The organism is Enterobacter cloacae complex sp. S2 (assembly GCF_015159675.1).
In the GTDB taxonomy this organism is placed as follows: domain Bacteria; phylum Pseudomonadota; class Gammaproteobacteria; order Enterobacterales; family Enterobacteriaceae; genus Enterobacter; species Enterobacter intestinihominis.
Window position 1 is genome coordinate 26,722 of the sequence record NZ_JADDTS010000028.1, and the last position, 17,533, is coordinate 44,254.

17 protein-coding genes and 1 other annotated feature are annotated in these 17,533 nt (G+C 55.1%); of the genes, 10 read left to right on the forward strand and 7 right to left on the reverse strand.

Annotated elements, in window-relative coordinates:
* The 3 genes from trpD to trpL all read right to left on the reverse strand — a co-directional run bounded on the left by trpD (position 1) and on the right by trpL (position 3,297).
* Complete coding sequence (gene trpD / locus IPZ49_RS13985) at positions 1-1,596, reverse strand: bifunctional anthranilate synthase glutamate amidotransferase component TrpG/anthranilate phosphoribosyltransferase TrpD (protein ID WP_193762850.1); 1,596 nt, start codon at positions 1,594-1,596, stop codon at positions 1-3.
* A complete protein-coding gene (locus tag IPZ49_RS13990; protein ID WP_017384222.1) occupies positions 1,596-3,158 on the reverse strand; it encodes an anthranilate synthase component 1 in 1,563 nt (520 codons plus the stop codon). Before IPZ49_RS13990 ends, trpD begins: the two co-directional genes overlap by 1 nt.
* Before the next feature lie 23 nt (positions 3,159-3,181).
* Positions 3,182-3,276: a sequence feature (Trp leader region), on the reverse strand.
* Positions 3,253-3,297: a trp operon leader peptide gene (gene trpL, locus IPZ49_RS13995; protein WP_071524153.1), complete on the reverse strand. Its 45-nt coding sequence runs from the start codon at positions 3,295-3,297 to the stop codon at positions 3,253-3,255. It overlaps the preceding feature by 24 nt.
* Before the next feature lie 127 nt (positions 3,298-3,424).
* Here trpL and rnm point away from each other — a divergent pair, with 127 nt between their 5' ends.
* From rnm to rluB, 3 genes are all read left to right on the forward strand, one after another.
* The gene (gene rnm, locus IPZ49_RS14000; protein WP_047637202.1) at positions 3,425-4,318 is read left to right on the forward strand and encodes an RNase AM; all 894 of its coding nucleotides are present in this window, start codon (positions 3,425-3,427) and stop codon (positions 4,316-4,318) included.
* The gene (locus IPZ49_RS14005; protein ID WP_058672278.1) at positions 4,315-4,935 is read left to right on the forward strand and encodes an L-threonylcarbamoyladenylate synthase; all 621 of its coding nucleotides are present in this window, start codon (positions 4,315-4,317) and stop codon (positions 4,933-4,935) included. Before rnm ends, IPZ49_RS14005 begins: the two co-directional genes overlap by 4 nt.
* A 97-nt stretch (positions 4,936-5,032) precedes the next feature.
* Complete coding sequence (rluB, locus tag IPZ49_RS14010; protein WP_003856794.1) at positions 5,033-5,908, forward strand: 23S rRNA pseudouridine(2605) synthase RluB; 876 nt, start codon at positions 5,033-5,035, stop codon at positions 5,906-5,908.
* Positions 5,909-5,942: 34 nt separating this feature from the next.
* On the opposite strand, the gene cobO is transcribed toward rluB, so the two are convergent.
* Both cobO and IPZ49_RS14020 read right to left on the reverse strand, forming a co-directional pair.
* Positions 5,943-6,533, reverse strand: a complete 591-nt coding sequence (gene cobO, locus IPZ49_RS14015) for a cob(I)yrinic acid a,c-diamide adenosyltransferase (protein ID WP_063932752.1) — start codon at positions 6,531-6,533, stop codon at positions 5,943-5,945.
* The gene (locus IPZ49_RS14020) at positions 6,530-7,291 is read right to left on the reverse strand and encodes a YciK family oxidoreductase (protein WP_017384219.1); all 762 of its coding nucleotides are present in this window, start codon (positions 7,289-7,291) and stop codon (positions 6,530-6,532) included. Before IPZ49_RS14020 ends, cobO begins: the two co-directional genes overlap by 4 nt.
* 252 nt (positions 7,292-7,543) lie before the next feature.
* Here IPZ49_RS14020 and sohB point away from each other — a divergent pair, with 252 nt between their 5' ends.
* The gene (sohB, locus tag IPZ49_RS14025) at positions 7,544-8,590 is read left to right on the forward strand and encodes a protease SohB (RefSeq protein WP_023296716.1); all 1,047 of its coding nucleotides are present in this window, start codon (positions 7,544-7,546) and stop codon (positions 8,588-8,590) included.
* Between the two features lie 35 nt (positions 8,591-8,625).
* Here the strand turns inward: sohB and IPZ49_RS14030 are convergent, their stop codons facing one another.
* Positions 8,626-8,877 (reverse strand): YciN family protein, encoded by a 252-nt coding sequence (locus IPZ49_RS14030; protein WP_003856804.1) that lies wholly within the window; start codon positions 8,875-8,877, stop codon positions 8,626-8,628.
* A 398-nt stretch (positions 8,878-9,275) separates the two neighbouring features.
* Between IPZ49_RS14030 and topA the strand changes: the two genes are divergently transcribed.
* From topA to acnA, 6 genes are all read left to right on the forward strand, one after another.
* On the forward strand, positions 9,276-11,873 hold the full coding sequence (gene topA / locus IPZ49_RS14035; RefSeq protein WP_017384217.1) for a type I DNA topoisomerase: 2,598 nt from the start codon (positions 9,276-9,278) through the stop codon (positions 11,871-11,873).
* A gap of 186 nt (positions 11,874-12,059) precedes the next feature.
* The gene (cysB, locus tag IPZ49_RS14040; RefSeq protein WP_006810844.1) at positions 12,060-13,034 is read left to right on the forward strand and encodes an HTH-type transcriptional regulator CysB; all 975 of its coding nucleotides are present in this window, start codon (positions 12,060-12,062) and stop codon (positions 13,032-13,034) included.
* 336 nt (positions 13,035-13,370) lie between these two features.
* On the forward strand, positions 13,371-13,511 hold the full coding sequence (locus IPZ49_RS14045; protein ID WP_213083754.1) for a YmiA family putative membrane protein: 141 nt from the start codon (positions 13,371-13,373) through the stop codon (positions 13,509-13,511).
* Between the two features lie 8 nt (positions 13,512-13,519).
* Entirely contained in the window at positions 13,520-13,684 is a 165-nt protein-coding gene (locus IPZ49_RS14050) for a hypothetical protein (RefSeq protein ID WP_162183706.1), read from the forward strand.
* 137 nt (positions 13,685-13,821) lie between these two features.
* A complete protein-coding gene (ymiC, locus tag IPZ49_RS23205; protein WP_032103392.1) occupies positions 13,822-13,920 on the forward strand; it encodes a small membrane protein YmiC in 99 nt (32 codons plus the stop codon).
* 164 nt (positions 13,921-14,084) lie between these two features.
* Positions 14,085-16,760, forward strand: a complete 2,676-nt coding sequence (gene acnA / locus IPZ49_RS14055; RefSeq protein WP_017693321.1) for an aconitate hydratase AcnA — start codon at positions 14,085-14,087, stop codon at positions 16,758-16,760.
* 37 nt (positions 16,761-16,797) lie between these two features.
* Here the strand turns inward: acnA and ribA are convergent, their stop codons facing one another.
* Positions 16,798-17,388, reverse strand: a complete 591-nt coding sequence (ribA, locus tag IPZ49_RS14060; RefSeq protein ID WP_003856813.1) for a GTP cyclohydrolase II — start codon at positions 17,386-17,388, stop codon at positions 16,798-16,800.
* Positions 17,389-17,533 lie beyond the last annotated feature (145 nt).

The window sequence follows — 17,533 nt, forward strand, 5'->3', positions numbered from 1 at the left end:
TTACCCTCTTGCCGCAAGTGCGGTAACGCGATCGTAAGCTGCACCGGAGCGCAGTACGTCCAGAACTTTTTGGGCGTTGGCTTTCAGATCTTCCTCGCCATGTAAACGCATCAGCATGGCTACGTTGGCCGCCACGGCGGCCTCATGGGCGGCCTCACCTTTACCTTGTAATAAGCGCGTGAGAATGTCACGGTTTTCTTCCGGCGTGCCGCCCGCCAGGGCGTCCTGATGGTACGGGGTCAACCCGAAGTCAGCGGCCTCAAGCTGATAGTTCAGCACTTCGCCGTTATTCAGTTCCGCCACCAGCGTGGGCGCATGCAGGGAAACTTCATCCATCCCGCCGCTGTGTACCACGGCGGCGCGTTGGTAACCGAGGACGCGCAGCGTCTCCGCAATCGGCAGGACCAGTTCCGGGCTGTAAACGCCAATCAGCGCCAGCGGCGGGTGCGCCGGGTTAATGAGTGGACCGAGCACGTTAAACAGCGTACGGGTTTTGAGCTGCTGGCGAACCGGCATCGCGTGGCGGAAACCGGTGTGATACTTCGGCGCAAACAGGAAACAGACGCCCAGGTCATCCAGCGCTTCACGGGAACGCTCGGCGTTCATGTCCAGGTTGATACCGAAAGCCGCCAGCAGGTCGGACGATCCTGAACGGCTGGACACGCTGCGGTTGCCGTGTTTCGCCACCTTCAGACCGCATGCCGCGGCCACAAAGGCGCTGGCGGTGGAAATATTGATACTGTTACTGCCGTCGCCACCGGTCCCGACAATATCGGCAAACGGATAGTCCGGTCGCGGGAACGGGGCGGCATTTTCCAGCAGCGCGGTTGCCGCGCCGGCGATCTCATGCGGGCTTTCGCCACGTACCTTCATGCTCACCAGCGCAGCGGCCAGCTGCTCAGGCTTCAGCTCGCCGCGCACGACGGCGGAGAACAGCTGATGGCTCTCCTGCTGGCTCAGGGTCTGAGCCTGATACAGTTTTTCCAGAATCGGTTGCAGGGTGTTGGTCTGCTCCAGCTTTTGTAGCGCCCAGTCGAGCGTTTGCTCCAGCAGACGCGCGCCGTTGGACGTCAGGATAGATTCCGGGTGGAACTGCATCCCGCAGACGCGATCCGCATCGTGACGCACCGCCATCACCATCCCTTCAAACGAGGCGTTAATGGTCAGCCCGGCCGGAATGTTGCTGCCGACCAGCGAGTGGTAACGCGCTACCGGAAGCGGGTTCGGCAGACCGGTAAACATCGCCTGACCGTCATGTTCAATACTTGACGCTTTACCATGGAGGATCTCCCCCGCCTGACCCACGTAACCGCCGTAGGCTTCGACAATCGCCTGGTGGCCGAGGCAGATGCCGATAATCGGCAGCTTGCCGCGCATACGGGTCAACAGCTCAGGCATACAGCCTGCTTCGCTCGGTGCGCCTGGGCCCGGGGAGAGCATCAGCACCGGGTTTTGCATGGTCGCCAGACGGTCAATTAGCGTCTGGGCCGGAACGTGGTTGCGATAGATAACGACATTGTGACCATTCGCACGCAGCTGATCTGCCAGGTTGTAGGTAAAGGAGTCGATATTATCGAGCAGCAGAATGTCAGCCATCAGAAAATCTCCTGTGCATGGTGTGCGGTAGCAATGGCGCGCAGTACCGCGCGCGCTTTACTGCGGGTTTCGTCGGCTTCCGACTGCGGAACAGAATCCAGCACAATCCCGGCCCCGGCCTGGACGGTGGCAATGCCGTCCTCAACGTAGGCGGAGCGGATCACGATGCAGGTATCAAGGTCACCGTGAGCGGTGAAATAGCCCACGGCACCACCGTAGCTGCCGCGACGGCGTCCTTCCGCTTCGGCGATCAACTGCATAGCGCGGACTTTCGGCGCGCCGCTCAGGGTGCCCATGTTCATGCAGGCGCGGTAGGCATGCAGAACGTCGAGGTCGTGGCGCAGTTCACCCACCACGCGGGATACCAGGTGCATGACGAAGGAGTAGCGGTCGACTTTGGTCAGGTCCGCCACGTAGCGGCTGCCTGGGGTGCAAATACGTGCCAGATCGTTACGCGCCAGGTCAACCAGCATCAGGTGTTCGGAGAGCTCTTTATGGTCGGTACGCATTTCAAGTTCGATGCGGCTGTCGAGATCGCGGTCCAGGGAGCCATCGGCACGACGGCCGCGTGGACGGGTTCCCGCTATCGGGTAGATCTCAATCTGGCGGCTGGTGGCGTCGTACTTGAGGGAGCTTTCCGGCGACGCGCCAAACAGGGTGAAATCATTGTCCTGCATAAAGAACATGTACGGGCTTGGGTTGCTCTTTTTCAGCACATCGTAAGCCGCCAGCGGCGACGGGCAGGGCAGTGTGAAGCGACGGGACGGCACTACCTGGAAAATCTCCCCGGCACGAATCGCTTTTTGCATCTGACGTACCACCGCGCCGTACTGATCGTCGGTCTGACTCACCTCGCAGGTCATCTTTTCAACACGCTGCACCGGGAGCGCGGGCGGTGCTTCTGACATCTGCTGTTGCAGTTGGGCGATGCGCTGCGCGAGGCGATTTTTCTCAGACTCAGACGGAGTGAAAAGGCTGGCCTGGATGCGGGTATATTTTTTCTGATGGTCGATCACCAGCAGGGTTTCGGCCAGGTAGAAACAGTAGTCCGGGCAGCGGTTTCCCTGCTCGGTTTCCGGTAAATCTTCAAAGCCAGCAACCAGGTCGTAAGCAAACAGCCCGCCAAAAAACATTGCTTCGCGCTCAACTTCCGGCACGGCCACCAGATTTTGCAGCAGGCGAAAGGCGTCAAAAACGGAGAGCGAGCAGAGGCGGGCATCCTCATCCAGCAGCTGGCTCACCGGCGGGAAATGCAGAATACGCAGGTCCGGGTGGCGTTCATTTTCAATGCCTGAAGGCAGCGCCGCATCCAGCAGCGGCAGGAGCGACGCGCCATTGTCAGACAACGCCCTGATAGTGACGGTGTCACCTAACGCGGTAATGCGCAGCGCGCTGTCAACCAGCAGCAGGCTTTTGAGGTCGTCCTTACTGTCGATATCAGCTGACTCCAGCAGCAGCGTCGCGGGACGTGCGCCGCACACCTGATGAAACAGCGCGGTAGGGTTATGGCGATAGGCCGCCTCGCAGGTCAGTAGTTCGAGGTGGGGTTTGGCTGTTTGCATGTTGTTGTTCTCATATTCTGTTCAAAAAAAAGCCCGCTTAGGAGCGGGCCGGGTATCTGTTTGCTTATCGCAGACGTGTGACACTGCCCGAAGATCAGGAAGTACGCCACCAACCGTGCAGAGCGAAATGTGCTGTCATTTTCAGATACCTTTCTCGTGTGAACTTGCGTACTAGTTAACTAGTTCGATGGCGTGTTGTCAACCCCTGATTTCAGTATTTCACGGTTAGTCGGTATCATAGGGGCTTCGGATGTCTCCAACCTGTTATGGGAAGTGCTTTGAGCGATATCACCTACGCCGTAATTTATGATTTACATAGCCATACGCAGGCTTCAGATGGCCTGCTGACACCCGAAGCTCTGGTCCATCGCGCCGTTGAAATGCGTGTCGGCACGCTGGCAATAACCGATCACGATACCACTGACGGCATTCCTGCCGCGCGCGCCGAGATTGCCCGCAGCGGACTGGCGCTGGATCTGGTGGCCGGGGTTGAGATCTCGACGGTCTGGGAAAACCACGAAATTCATATCGTTGGCCTGAATATCGATACAGAACATCCGGCCATACGTGCTTTTTTGCAAGAACAAAAAACACGCCGCAATCAACGCGCGGAGATGATTGGCGAACGTCTGGAAAAAGCGCATATTCCCGGTGCGCTGGAAGGCGCGCGAACGCTGGCGAACGGTGGGGCGGTGACGCGCGGCCATTTCGCCCGTTTTCTGGTGGATGCCGGTAAGGCGACGACCATGGCGAATGTCTTTAAAAAGTATCTGGCGCGCGGGAAAACCGGATACGTTCCCCCACAGTGGTGTACAATAAAACAAGCTATTGATGTGATTCATCATTCTGGCGGTAAGGCCGTGCTGGCCCATCCGGGGCGGTATAATCTTTCTGCTAAATGGCTGAAAAGACTGCTGGCACACTTTGCCGAATGCGGCGGTGAGGCGATGGAAGTTGCCCAGTGTCAGCAGGCACCCAATGAGCGTTCGCAGCTCGCGACCTACGCCCGTCAGTTTGGTCTGCTTGGGTCACAGGGTTCAGATTTCCATCAGCCCTGCGCGTGGATTGAACTGGGGCGCAAGCTCTGGTTACCCGCGGGCGTTGAGCCTGTCTGGCAGCTCTGGGAACAGCCACAGCAAATTGAAGAGAGGGAAGTATGAGTCAGTTTTTCTATATCCATCCGGATAACCCCCAGCCACGTCTGATTAATCAGGCCGTGGAGATCGTCCGCAAAGGCGGCGTTATTGTCTACCCAACCGATTCTGGCTACGCGCTGGGCTGTAAAATTGAGGATAAAGGGGCGATGGAGCACATCTGTCGCATCCGCCAGCTGCCGGATGGCCACAACTTCACCCTGATGTGTCGCGATCTCTCTGAGCTGTCGACCTATGCTTATGTTGATAACGTGGCCTTTCGTCTGATTAAAAACAACACGCCGGGTAACTACACCTTCATTCTGAAGGGGACAAAAGAGGTGCCGCGTCGTCTGTTGCAGGAAAAACGTAAAACCATCGGCATGCGCGTGCCGTCGAACCCGATTGCCCAGGCGCTACTGGAAACCCTCGGCGAGCCGATGCTCTCCACATCGCTGATGCTGCCGGGCAGTGAGTTTACCGAGTCCGACCCGGAAGAGATCAAAGATCGTCTGGAGAAGGTGGTGGAGCTGATTATTCATGGCGGCTATCTTGGTCAGCAGCCGACCACCGTGGTGGATCTCACCGAAGACGCGCCAGAAGTGATTCGTGAAGGCGTGGGCGATGTTAAGCCTTTCTTGTAAGGGTGTAAGCAGATATACTACGCGGCCATCAAAGCAGGGCGCCGCCCTGCTTTTGACCTGATTCGACGCCTGTGAAGGCGACACCTGAGGAAGCTCAATGAGCGAGAAGTTACAGAAAGTGCTGGCGCGCGCCGGCCACGGTTCGCGCCGTGAAATCGAAGCCATTATTGAAGCAGGCCGCGTGAGTGTGGACGGTAAAATCGCCACGCTCGGTGACCGCGTTGAAATCGTACCGGGGCTGAAGATCCGCATTGACGGCCATCTTATCTCCGTGAAAGAGTCTGCTGAACAGATCTGCCGCGTACTGGCTTACTACAAGCCGGAAGGCGAACTGTGTACCCGCAACGACCCGGAAGGTCGCCCGACGGTGTTTGACCGTCTGCCAAAATTGCGTGGCGCCCGCTGGATTGCCGTAGGCCGTCTGGACGTGAACACCTGTGGCCTGCTGCTGTTCACCACCGATGGTGAACTGGCAAACCGTCTGATGCACCCGAGTCGTGAAGTGGAACGTGAATACGCCGTTCGTGTTTTCGGCCAGGTTGATGAGAACAAACTGCGCGACCTGTCGCGTGGTGTTCAGCTGGAGGACGGCCCTGCGGCGTTCAAAACCATCAAGTTTACCGGTGGTGAAGGCATTAACCAGTGGTACAACGTTACCCTGACAGAGGGACGTAACCGCGAGGTGCGTCGACTGTGGGAAGCGGTCGGTGTCCAGGTGAGTCGCTTGATTCGCGTCCGCTATGGCGACATTCTGCTGCCGAAAGGCCTGCCACGTGGCGGCTATACCGAACTGGATCTGACGCAAACCAACTACCTGCGCGATCTGGTTGGCCTGACGCCAGAAACCACGTCGAAAGTGGCGGTAGAGAAAGATCGTCGTCGCATGAAGGCGAATCAAATCCGCCGTGCGGTGAAACGTCACAGCCAGGTCAGCAGCAATCGCCGCTCTGGCAGCCGTAATAACAACGGTTAATTGAAAAGCCCGGTGAATATACCGGGCTTTTTTTTCAGTAATCAATCCCAATTTGCGCTTTGATACCCGCATCGAACGCATGCTTAACCGGACGCAGCTCGCTGACGGTATCGGCCAGCTCCAGAATGTCCCGATGACACCCGCGCCCCGTGACGATCGCCGTCTGGTGTGCAGGGCGGTTCCTGAGGGCCTCCAGCACGGCTTGCAGCGGCAGGTAGTCATACGCCACCATATAGGTGATCTCATCCAGCAACACCATGTTCAGCGACGGGTCTGAAAGCATTCTTTTTGCATGCTCCCAGACGGCGAGGCAGGCTGCGGTATCGGTTTTCCGGTTCTGGGTATCCCAGGTAAAACCGGTTGCCATTACCTGAAACTCAACGCCATGCGGCTCGAGCAGATTACGCTCGCCGTTGGGCCATTCACCCTTGATAAACTGGATCACGCCCACTTTCTGCCCATGCCCGACTGCGCGGGTGGCGGTCCCAAATGCGGCGGTGGTTTTGCCTTTGCCGTTGCCGGTGAACACGATGAGGATACCGCGCTCGTCCTGAGCGGCCGCCACGCGTGCATCAACCTGTTCTTTCAGACGCTGCTGGCGCTGCTGATGACGATCATCACTCATTGCGATATCCCCGGTTTGCGGCCTGGCTGGGCATCGAAGGTCATTCCGGTTTTGCGACGGCTGTCGTCACCCATCAGCCACAGGTAAAGGGGCATGATATCGGCCGGGGTTTTAAGCTTCTGCGGATCTTCTGTCGGGAAGGCGCTGGCGCGCATTTTGGTGCGCGTACCGCCTGGATTAATACAGTTAACCCGCAGGTGGCGGCTTTGGTACTCTTCGGCCAGCACCTGCATCATTCCTTCGGTGGCAAATTTTGAGACGGCGTAAGCCCCCCAGTTCGCACGCCCCTGACGCCCCACGCTGGAGGAGGTAAATACCAGCGAGCCGGAATCGGAGTTGAGTAATAAAGGAAGCAAGGCCTGGGTCAGGAAAAACGTCCCGTTGACGTTAACCTGCATCACCTGCTGCCAAATTTCCGGATCCTGTTCATCCATCGGGCGCACTTCGCCCAGTAACCCCGCGTTGTGCAGTACGCCGTCCAGACGCGGATAATGCGTGCTGATACGCTGGGCAAGGGCCTGACATGACGCTGGCGTGCAGGTCAGCAGATCGAGCGTATACCAGGGCGTGGGGGTACCGCCGGCGTTTTCGATTTCACGGGCGACGGCTTTGAGCTTTTCTTCATTACGTCCCAGCAAAATAAGGCTCGCACCGTATTCAGAATAAGTCAGCGCCGCTTCGCGACCAATCCCGTCGCTGGCACCGGTAACCAGAATGATGCGGTTCTGTAGAAGGTTTTTTTGTGGCTGATAATGCACGGTGGCTCCTCAGGCGCATTGGGCGTGACTTGCACCTTTATTTATGACTTTTCGGCTTTATGCCCGAAACAGCGTCAGAATTCAATCAGTCTACAGGACAGAACGCTGGGAAATTAACAATTTGCAAAGATTTAAACCAGAAGCGGGGGATTCCTGAAGCCGCCTCGCAGAGGTAATGTCCAGAGCGAGACGCCTGCGCAGGGCTGTTGTACACTGGCGTGAAAGATTCGTGGTTAAATCAAGGTGGAACGCGTGGAATTACTTTCTCAGTATGGGTTGTTTTTGGCCAAAATCGCGACGGTGGTTATTGCTGTCGCGGTGATTGCCGTCCTGATTGTCAACCTGACGCAGCGTAAGCGTCAGCGTGGTGAGTTACGCATTACCCGCCTGAGCGAGCAGTATAAAGAGATGCAGGAGGAGATGTCTCTGGCGCTGCTTGACGATCATCAACAGAAGCTGTGGCTAAAAGCCCAGAAGAAAAAACATAAGCAGGACGCCAAAGCCGCGAAGGCGAAAGCTAAGCTCGCCACGCCACAGGCTGACGCAAAACCGCGCGTCTATGTGCTCGATTTTAAAGGTAGCATGGATGCGCATGAAGTCTCCTCTCTGCGTGAAGAAGTGACGGCGGTGCTGGCCGTGGCGACAGCCCAGGATCAGGTGGTGGTACGCCTTGAAAGCCCGGGCGGCGTAGTGCATGGGTATGGACTGGCGGCTTCGCAGTTACAACGTCTGCGGGATAAACAGATCCCGCTCACCGTTGCGGTAGATAAGGTCGCGGCGAGTGGCGGCTATATGATGGCGTGCGTGGCGGATAAAATCGTCGCGGCACCGTTCTCCATTATCGGCTCGATTGGGGTGGTCGCGCAGATCCCTAACTTCAATCGTTTCCTGAAAAATAAAGAGATCGACATCGAACTGCATACGGCGGGTCAGTACAAACGTACGCTGACGCTGCTCGGCGAAAATACCGAAGAGGGACGGCAGAAATTCCGGGAAGATCTGAACGAAACCCACCATCTGTTCAAAGATTTCGTGCACCGCATGCGCCCAACGCTGGACATTGAGCAGGTGGCTACGGGCGAACACTGGTACGGCACGCAGGCGCAGGAGAAAGGGCTGGTGGATGAAGTGGGTACCAGCGATGACCTCCTGCTCAACCTGATGGAAGGCCGTGAGCTGGTGGGGGTGCGCTTCACCCGACGTAAGCGCCTGCTCGACCGTTTTACCAATAGCGCGGCAGAAAGCGCTGATCGCCTGCTGCTACGCTGGTTGCAGCGCGGCCAAAAGCCGCTGCTGTAAAGAAAAACGCGAGGCAGATGCCTCGCGTTTTCGTTTTAATCGACCAGGTGGTACTTCTCTGAGAGGGTATGCGCCAGGTATTTAAACATGTTAAACACGGCGGTGCTTTTCGGGGTGGGTAGCCCTTGTTCATCAAGGAAGTATTCACCGCTGAACACCAGCACGCCATTACGTTGTTCCACGCCAGTCGCTTCAATTCCCGCCAGGGTGTCTTCATGGTCGCGAATGAGTTTGTTTGCTTCGATAAGCAATGAAGCTCGGTCAATGGGTTGGGTCGTATTCTGCATATTCCACTCCTTAAACAGTGACAATAGTCTACGCCTGGGTCGCTTCGGGGGCAAATTTTCCCTGTTATCCGAGGGGATAAGAAACAGGGGCTGGCTGGCGGGATTTGCTTTTGCATGCTAATAAAGTTGCGTAACGAATTTTATCAGGTACAGTGTGCGCTTTCGTCATTCTGGCAACAGAATTGCTTGACATTCGACCGGGAATTCGTCACGAATGAACTTTGATGTGAGAAAAATACCCGAAAACTCAATGACCTGGATGTCGCCATTCTGACGTTCGGTAACACATAGGGGTTGATATCCCCTGACGATGTCGCAATATCAATGGCTCGTCGTCAGCGGAAGGGAAATCAACGTGCGGCGTATTCCTGGAAGAATTAAATTAGGTAAAGGTGAATATGGGTAAAGCTCTCGTCATCGTTGAGTCCCCGGCAAAAGCCAAAACGATCAATAAATATCTGGGCAATGACTACGTGGTTAAGTCCAGCGTTGGTCACATTCGCGATTTGCCGACCAGTGGCTCAGCCAGCAAAAAGAGCGCAGACTCTACCTCCACCAAAGGGGCTAAAAAGCCTAAAAAGGATGAACGTAGCGCGCTTGTCAACCGCATGGGTGTTAACCCATGGCACAACTGGGATGCACATTACGAAGTGCTGCCAGGCAAAGAAAAAGTCGTTAACGAGCTGAAACAGCTTGCTGAAAAAGCAGACCACATTTATCTCGCAACCGACCTTGACCGCGAAGGGGAGGCCATTGCATGGCACCTGCGGGAAGTGATCGGGGGTGATGACAAACGCTACAGCCGTGTAGTGTTCAACGAAATTACAAAGAATGCGATTCGTCAGGCGTTTGAAAAGCCGGGTGAACTGAATATCGACCGTGTTAACGCTCAGCAGGCGCGTCGCTTTATGGACCGCGTTGTAGGCTACATGGTCTCGCCTTTGCTGTGGAAAAAGGTCGCTCGCGGCCTGTCTGCGGGGCGTGTGCAGTCTGTGGCTGTTCGTCTTGTTGTTGAGCGTGAACGCGAGATCAAAGCGTTCGTCCCGGAAGAGTTCTGGGAAGTGGATGCGAATGTCACCACGCCGGGCGGCGATGCGCTGCCGTTGCAGGTGAGCCATCACAACGACAAACCGTTCCGTCCTGAAAATCGCGATCAGACCATGGCCGCCGTGGCGCTGCTGGAAAAAGCGCGTTATCAGGTTCTGGATCGTGAAGATAAACCAACCAGCAGCAAGCCTGGCGCACCGTTTATCACGTCAACTCTCCAGCAGGCGGCAAGTACCCGTCTGGGTTACGGCGTGAAGAAAACCATGATGATGGCCCAGCGCTTGTATGAAGCGGGTTACATCACCTACATGCGTACTGACTCCACCAACCTGAGCCAGGACGCTGTCAACATGGTGCGTGGCTATATCGAGGACAACTTCGGTAAGAAATACCTGCCGGACGGGCCTAATCAGTACGCCAGCAAAGAGAATTCTCAGGAAGCGCACGAAGCGATTCGTCCTTCTGACGTTTCCGTTCTGGCTGAATCGCTGAAAGATATGGAAGCGGACGCCCAGAAGCTGTATCAGCTGATCTGGCGCCAGTTCGTAGCCTGCCAGATGACGCCAGCGAAATACGACTCCACCACGCTGACCGTCGGCGCGGGTGATTTCCGCCTGAAAGCGCGCGGCCGCATTCTGCGCTTCGACGGCTGGACAAAAGTGATGCCAGCGTTGCGTAAAGGTGATGAAGACAGAACGCTGCCTTCAGTCAACAAAGGTGACGAGCTGTCGCTGGTTGATCTGGTCCCGGCTCAGCACTTCACCAAGCCACCTGCGCGCTTCAGCGAAGCATCGCTGGTGAAAGAGCTGGAAAAACGCGGCATCGGTCGCCCGTCCACCTATGCGTCAATCATTTCGACCATTCAGGATCGTGGATACGTTCGCGTCGAGAACCGTCGTTTCTATGCTGAAAAAATGGGTGAGATTGTCACCGACCGTCTGGAAGCGAACTTCCGCGAGTTAATGAACTATGACTTCACCGCGCAGATGGAAGACAGCCTCGATGAGGTTGCCAGCCATAAGGCAGAGTGGAAGAAAGTTCTCGACAGCTTCTTCAGCGATTTTACCAATCAGCTTGAGAAAGCCGAGAAAGATCCTGAAGAGGGCGGCATGCTGCCTAACCAGATGGTGCTGACCAGCATCGACTGCCCAACCTGTGGCCGTAAAATGGGGATCCGTACCGCGACCACGGGCGTGTTCCTCGGTTGCTCTGGTTATGCGCTGTCGCCGAAAGAGCGTTGCAAAACCACCATCAACCTCGTGCCGGAGAACGAAGTTCTCAACGTGCTGGAAGGTGACGATGCGGAGACCAACGCACTGCGCGCCAAACGCCGCTGTAAGAAATGCGGCACGGCGATGGACAGCTACCTGATCGATCCAAAACGCAAACTGCACGTTTGTGGCAATAACCCGACCTGCGATGGTTATGAGATCGAAGAAGGTGAGTTCCGTATTAAGGGCTATGACGGTCCAATCGTTGAGTGTGAGAAATGTGGTTCCGAAATGCACCTGAAAATGGGACGCTTCGGTAAGTACATGGCATGCACCAACGACGACTGTAAAAACACGCGTAAGATCCTGCGTAACGGTGAAGTTGCGCCGCCGAAGGAAGATCCGGTTCCGCTTCCAGAGCTACCGTGCGAGAAGTCAGACGCGTATTTCGTGCTGCGTGACGGTGCTGCCGGGGTATTCCTGGCGGCCAACACCTTCCCGAAATCGCGCGAAACCCGTGCGCCGCTGGTAGAAGAGCTGTACCGCTTCCGCGACCGTCTGCCGGAGAAACTGCGTTACCTGGCCGATGCGCCACAGCAGGATCCGGAAGGCAACAAAACCGTGGTGCGCTTCAGCCGTAAAACGAAGCAGCAGTACGTGGCGGCAGAGAAAGAGGGCAAAGCGACCGGATGGTCAGCCTTCTTTGTCGACGGGAAATGGGTTGAAGGCAAGAAATAATCTTCCCTTACCGTAACTTACCTGTAAAAGGGCCGGACTTCCGGCCCTTTTTTATTACGTAGTTATTATTTTTTTTTCCGTACTATACAGCCTGGCTATAAATGATATAGTGGTTATAGTTAACCCGTTTCTTATTATCAAATCGTCTTAAGCGATTGACGCATGCGCTAAATCGGATGGTCTGGCATGAAATTACAGCAGCTTCGCTATATCGTTGAGGTCGTCAATCATAACCTCAATGTCTCTTCCACCGCAGAAGGTCTTTATACCTCTCAGCCCGGCATTAGTAAGCAGGTGCGTATGCTGGAGGATGAGTTAGGTATTCAGATATTTGCCCGCAGCGGTAAGCACCTGACTCAGGTCACCCCGGCAGGACAGGAAATCATACGCATCGCACGGGAAGTGCTCTCCAAAGTCGACGCCATTAAATCCGTCGCCGGGGAACATACCTGGCCGGATAAAGGCTCTCTGTATATTGCCACCACGCATACACAGGCGCGTTATGCGCTTCCCGGGGTGATCAAAGGCTTCATAGAACGCTATCCCCGCGTTTCCCTGCATATGCATCAGGGATCACCGACGCAAATCGCAGAGGCCGTGTCTAAAGGCAATGCAGACTTCGCTATCGCGACGGAAGCGCTCCATCTGTACGATGATCTGGTCATGCTCCCGTGCTACCACTGGAACCGCTCTATTGTCGTGACCCCGGATCACCCGCTGGCGGGGAAGGGCGAAGTGACAATCGAAGAACTGGCGCAATACCCGCTGGTGACCTATACGTTCGGCTTTACGGGCCGGTCTGAACTGGACACCGCGTTTAACCGCGCCGGATTAACGCCACGGATTGTCTTTACGGCGACGGATGCGGACGTCATAAAAACGTATGTGCGTCTGGGCCTGGGCGTTGGGGTTATTGCCAGCATGGCGGTGGATCCTGTCTCAGACCCGGATCTGGTGCGTCTGGATGCGCATGATATTTTCAGTCACAGCACCACCAAGATAGGTTTTCGTCGCAGCACATTCCTGCGCAGCTATATGTATGATTTTATTCAACGCTTTGCGCCACATTTAACGCGCGATGTGGTGGATACAGCTGTGGCGTTACGCTCCAATGAAGACATCGAAGAGATGTTCAAAGACATTAAACTTCCCGCCAAATAATCACTCCCGGTATCTTTCTCTTGCGGAAAGATACCGTGATTCCGCTTTAAACCTGAATTAGAATTATCATCATCTACGCCCACTGTCATATATCGTCATAACCCATTTGATGACTATGGTTTTACTGTCGCAAATTTGCGACAAAAGTAGAAACTAATTTACAGCTGTGCAAATTATTCTTTTCAATTATTTATTTCTGGTCAAAAGATTGAATTTTCCCGGGCTCGGATACGTAAATTCACTGGCTTTTCGGCTAAAGTTTCTTTAGGATTTATCTCATCAGATGATTACTTGTGCCAATTGTTTGGTCTCTAAATGATAAGCGATATCGATTGTATGAGGTTAGCAATGCCGTCAGGAAGTGAAGAACCGCAAAGGGATCCCGCGCTTAAGCGTAAAGCCTGGCTGGCGGTCTTTCTTGGCTCTGCCCTGTTCTGGGTGGTGGTTGCTCTTCTTGTCTGGAATTACTGGGGTTGATTATGGTCATGACGGTGCGTACAGAAGCGAGAAAAGAGATGTGTCAGCTTCGTGACAATGCTCACAAAGCCCGTAAGGCGCCAGCAACCAGCGTGCCAGCTTCCTGGAAACTGACGCCGCAGCAGCAGGCCTTTATTGATGTGTTCGCGGAAGACGAACCCAAAAAACAATAATTTTGATTTTTGCGTAATGATGCAAATAGTCTGAATATAGACTGTGCACTTTTGTACTCCTTAATAAATACACATCAGCAATATAGAACGAGGGCAGACCTCGCAACCTTAAATAATTAAAGTCTGGTGTCCCTATGATGAATAACATGACAACCGTAAAATACTGGTCATGGCTCGGCGTATTCTCAGCGTCGATCCTCTTCTGGTGTCAGCTCCTCTGGCTGGCCTTGCACTAAATTGTAAAACCTCGCCACGGCGGGGTTTTTGTTTTATCCCTCGCGTTGGACCATTCCTAAATTTATCAATTTGGGTTGTTATCAAAACGTTACGACATCTTTGTGTTATCTTTAATTACAGCCCTGATGATTGTCAGGACATCCCTGTTTTTAAGGAGGAGCTTATGTCGTTAACCCTACGCGAAGCCAGTAAGGACACATTACAGGCGGAAAATAAAACCTGGCGCTACTACAGCTTACCGCTGGCTGCCAGAACGCTTGGGGACATTTCGCGGTTACCCAAGTCGTTGAAAGTCTTACTGGAAAACCTCTTGCGCTGGCAGGATGGCGACTCGGTTACCGAGGAGGATATCCAGGCTCTGGCAGGGTGGCTGAAAAATGCTCATGCAGACAGAGAAATAGCCTATCGCCCGGCCAGAGTGCTGATGCAGGATTTCACCGGCGTGCCAGCGGTGGTGGATTTAGCTGCTATGCGTGAAGCCGTTAAGCGTCTCGGGGGCGATACAGCTAAGGTTAACCCCTTGTCCCCGGTAGACCTCGTCATTGACCACTCCGTCACCGTCGATCACTTTGGTGACGACGATGCTTTCGGCGAAAACGTCCGTCTGGAGATGGAACGTAACCATGAACGCTACGTATTTCTGAAATGGGGTCAGCAGGCATTCAGCCGCTTCAGCGTTGTTCCACCGGGCACCGGCATTTGTCACCAGGTCAACCTGGAATATCTTGGCAAAGCCGTCTGGAGTGAATTGCAGGATAAAGAGTGGGTGGCTTACCCTGATACGCTGGTGGGCACCGATTCACACACCACCATGATTAACGGCCTTGGCGTTCTGGGCTGGGGCGTCGGTGGTATTGAAGCGGAAGCGGCCATGCTCGGCCAGCCGGTATCAATGCTCATTCCCGATGTGGTGGGCTTTAAGCTGACCGGTAAGTTGTCCGAAGGCATTACCGCCACGGATCTGGTTCTGACGGTCACCCAGATGCTGCGTAAGCATGGCGTGGTGGGTAAATTCGTTGAATTTTATGGCGATGGTCTGGATTCACTGCCGCTGGCGGACCGGGCCACCATCGCCAACATGGCGCCGGAATATGGCGCGACCTGCGGCTTTTTCCCGATTGATAGCGTTACGCTGGAGTATATGCGCCTCAGTGGTCGCAGCGAGGAGCAGGTGGCTCTCGTTGAGGCCTACACCAAAGCGCAGGGCATGTGGCGTAACCCGGGTGACGAGCCGGTATTTACCAGTACGCTGGAGCTGGATATGGGCACCGTTGAGGCAAGCCTCGCAGGGCCAAAACGTCCGCAGGACCGCGTCGCCCTGAGCAACGTTCCGAAAGCCTTTGCCGCCAGCAATGAGCTGGAAGTTAACGCCGCACAAAAAGATCACCGTCCGGTGGACTATGTTCTGAACGGGCATCAGTATCAGCTCCCTGACGGCGCCGTGGTGATCGCCGCTATCACTTCCTGTACCAACACGTCCAACCCGAGTGTGTTAATGGCTGCCGGGCTGCTGGCAAAAAAAGCGGTAGAGCTGGGGCTCAAGCCACAGCCTTGGGTTAAAGCCTCCCTGGCGCCTGGTTCGAAAGTGGTATCCGATTACCTGGCACAGGCCAGACTCACGCCTTACCTCGACGAGCTGGGCTTTAACCTGGTGGGCTACGGCTGTACGACCTGCATCGGTAACTCTGGTCCACTGCCTGAACCTATTGAAATGGCGATCAAGCAGGGGGATTTGACCGTTGGCGCGGTACTTTCCGGTAACCGAAACTTTGAAGGGCGTATTCATCCGCTGGTGAAAACCAACTGGCTGGCCTCGCCGCCGCTGGTTGTAGCCTATGCGCTGGCCGGAAACATGAACATTAACCTGGCGACCGATCCGATTGGTCACGATCGCAAAAATGAACCGGTCTATCTGAAAGACATCTGGCCATCATCGCGCGAAATTGCGCGCGCGGTAGAGAAAGTTTCCACCGAGATGTTCCGCAAAGAGTATGCGGAAGTGTTCGAAGGCACAGCGGAATGGAAAGCGATCGACGTGGTGGGTTCCGATACCTATGACTGGCAGGATGATTCCACCTATATTCGCCTGTCGCCATTCTTCGACGAAATGCTGGCGGAGCCTGCACCGCTGAAAGATATTCACGGCGCGCGCATTCTGGCGATGCTGGGCGATTCCGTCACCACCGACCATATCTCTCCGGCGGGGAGCATTAAGGCGGACAGTCCGGCAGGTCGGTATCTGCAAAGTCGTGGCGTGGAACGTCGCGATTTCAACTCCTACGGTTCGCGCCGCGGTAACCACGAAGTGATGATGCGCGGGACCTTTGCCAACATCCGCATTCGCAATGAAATGGTCCCAGGCGTGGAAGGGGGTATGACGCGCCACCTGCCGGATACAGAGGTCATTTCAATTTATGACGCAGCCATGAAGTATCAGCAGCAGGGTACGCCGCTGGCCGTTATTGCCGGTAAAGAGTACGGCTCCGGTTCCAGTCGCGACTGGGCGGCAAAAGGTCCGCGTCTGCTCGGGGTTCGCGTGGTGATTGCCGAATCCTTTGAACGTATCCACCGCTCAAACCTGATCGGGATGGGGATCCTGCCGCTGGAGTTCCCGCAGGGCGTAACGCGTAAAACGCTGGGTTTGACCGGGGAAGAGCAGATTGATATCAGCGGTCTGCAAAATCTGCAACCGGGTAAAACCGTTCCGGTGAAGTTAACGCGCGCAGATGGAACGACAGAAGTGCTGGATTGCCGGTGTCGTATTGATACGGCAACAGAGCTGACCTATTATCAGAACGACGGCATTTTACATTATGTGATTCGTAAGATGCTGGACTGATAAAACTCGCCCGGCACATGTGCCGGGCGTTTTGCGTTTACTCGCTCAGCAGATGCCCCATTTTGGCAGCTTTGGTATCGAGGTAGTGCGCGTTTTTCGGGTTGCGGCCGACAATCAGCGGTACGCGTTCCACAATATTGATGCCCGCTTCAGTGAGGATTTCCACTTTTTTCGGGTTATTGGTCAACAGACGCACTTCGTCCACGCCCAGCAGCTTGAACATATCCGCGCACAGGGTGAAATCGCGCTCGTCAGCAGCAAAGCCGAGCTGATGGTTCGCTTCGACGGTATCGTAACCCTGATCCTGCAACGCGTAGGCGCGGATTTTATTCAGCAGGCCAATATTGCGACCTTCCTGACGGTGATACAGCAGAACGCCACGTCCTTCCTCTGCGATATGAGAAAGGGCGGCTTCAAGCTGAAAACCGCAGTCGCAGCGCAGGCTGAACAGCGCGTCACCGGTCAGACACTCTGAATGAACGCGGGACAGCACCGGCGTTTGCCCCGAAATGTCGCCGAACACCAGGGCGACGTGATCTTGCCCGGTTGCCAGTTCTTCAAAACCCACCATCAGGAAATCGCCCCATGGGGTTGGCAGTTTGGCTTCTGCCACACGTTTAAGCTGCATGTGATTCTCCAGACCAGGCTGACACGTTTCGTGCCTTTGCCCCATTATGCTTTCTGTATCGGACTATTTTGCCACAAGCCCGGCAACTTCACCTAATCACCACCACGCTTTACAAACGTTAAACGCACAATCCGACATATCCACC

Coding starts and splice junctions, on each gene's coding strand:
- topA (WP_017384217.1), top strand. CDS start 9,276: ATGGGTAAAGCTCTCGTCATCGTTGAGTCCCCGGCAAAAGCCAAAACG.
- rluB (WP_003856794.1), top strand. CDS start 5,033: ATGAGCGAGAAGTTACAGAAAGTGCTGGCGCGCGCCGGCCACGGTTCG.
- ribA (WP_003856813.1), bottom strand. CDS start 17,388: ATGCAGCTTAAACGTGTGGCAGAAGCCAAACTGCCAACCCCATGGGGC.
- IPZ49_RS14005 (WP_058672278.1), top strand. CDS start 4,315: ATGAGTCAGTTTTTCTATATCCATCCGGATAACCCCCAGCCACGTCTG.
- trpD (WP_193762850.1), bottom strand. CDS start 1,596: ATGGCTGACATTCTGCTGCTCGATAATATCGACTCCTTTACCTACAAC.
- IPZ49_RS14030 (WP_003856804.1), bottom strand. CDS start 8,877: ATGCAGAATACGACCCAACCCATTGACCGAGCTTCATTGCTTATCGAA.
- cobO (WP_063932752.1), bottom strand. CDS start 6,533: ATGAGTGATGATCGTCATCAGCAGCGCCAGCAGCGTCTGAAAGAACAG.
- cysB (WP_006810844.1), top strand. CDS start 12,060: ATGAAATTACAGCAGCTTCGCTATATCGTTGAGGTCGTCAATCATAAC.
- IPZ49_RS14050 (WP_162183706.1), top strand. CDS start 13,520: ATGACGGTGCGTACAGAAGCGAGAAAAGAGATGTGTCAGCTTCGTGAC.
- rnm (WP_047637202.1), top strand. CDS start 3,425: ATGGGAAGTGCTTTGAGCGATATCACCTACGCCGTAATTTATGATTTA.
- acnA (WP_017693321.1), top strand. CDS start 14,085: ATGTCGTTAACCCTACGCGAAGCCAGTAAGGACACATTACAGGCGGAA.
- IPZ49_RS14045 (WP_213083754.1), top strand. CDS start 13,371: ATGAGGTTAGCAATGCCGTCAGGAAGTGAAGAACCGCAAAGGGATCCC.
- ymiC (WP_032103392.1), top strand. CDS start 13,822: ATGAATAACATGACAACCGTAAAATACTGGTCATGGCTCGGCGTATTC.
- IPZ49_RS13990 (WP_017384222.1), bottom strand. CDS start 3,158: ATGCAAACAGCCAAACCCCACCTCGAACTACTGACCTGCGAGGCGGCC.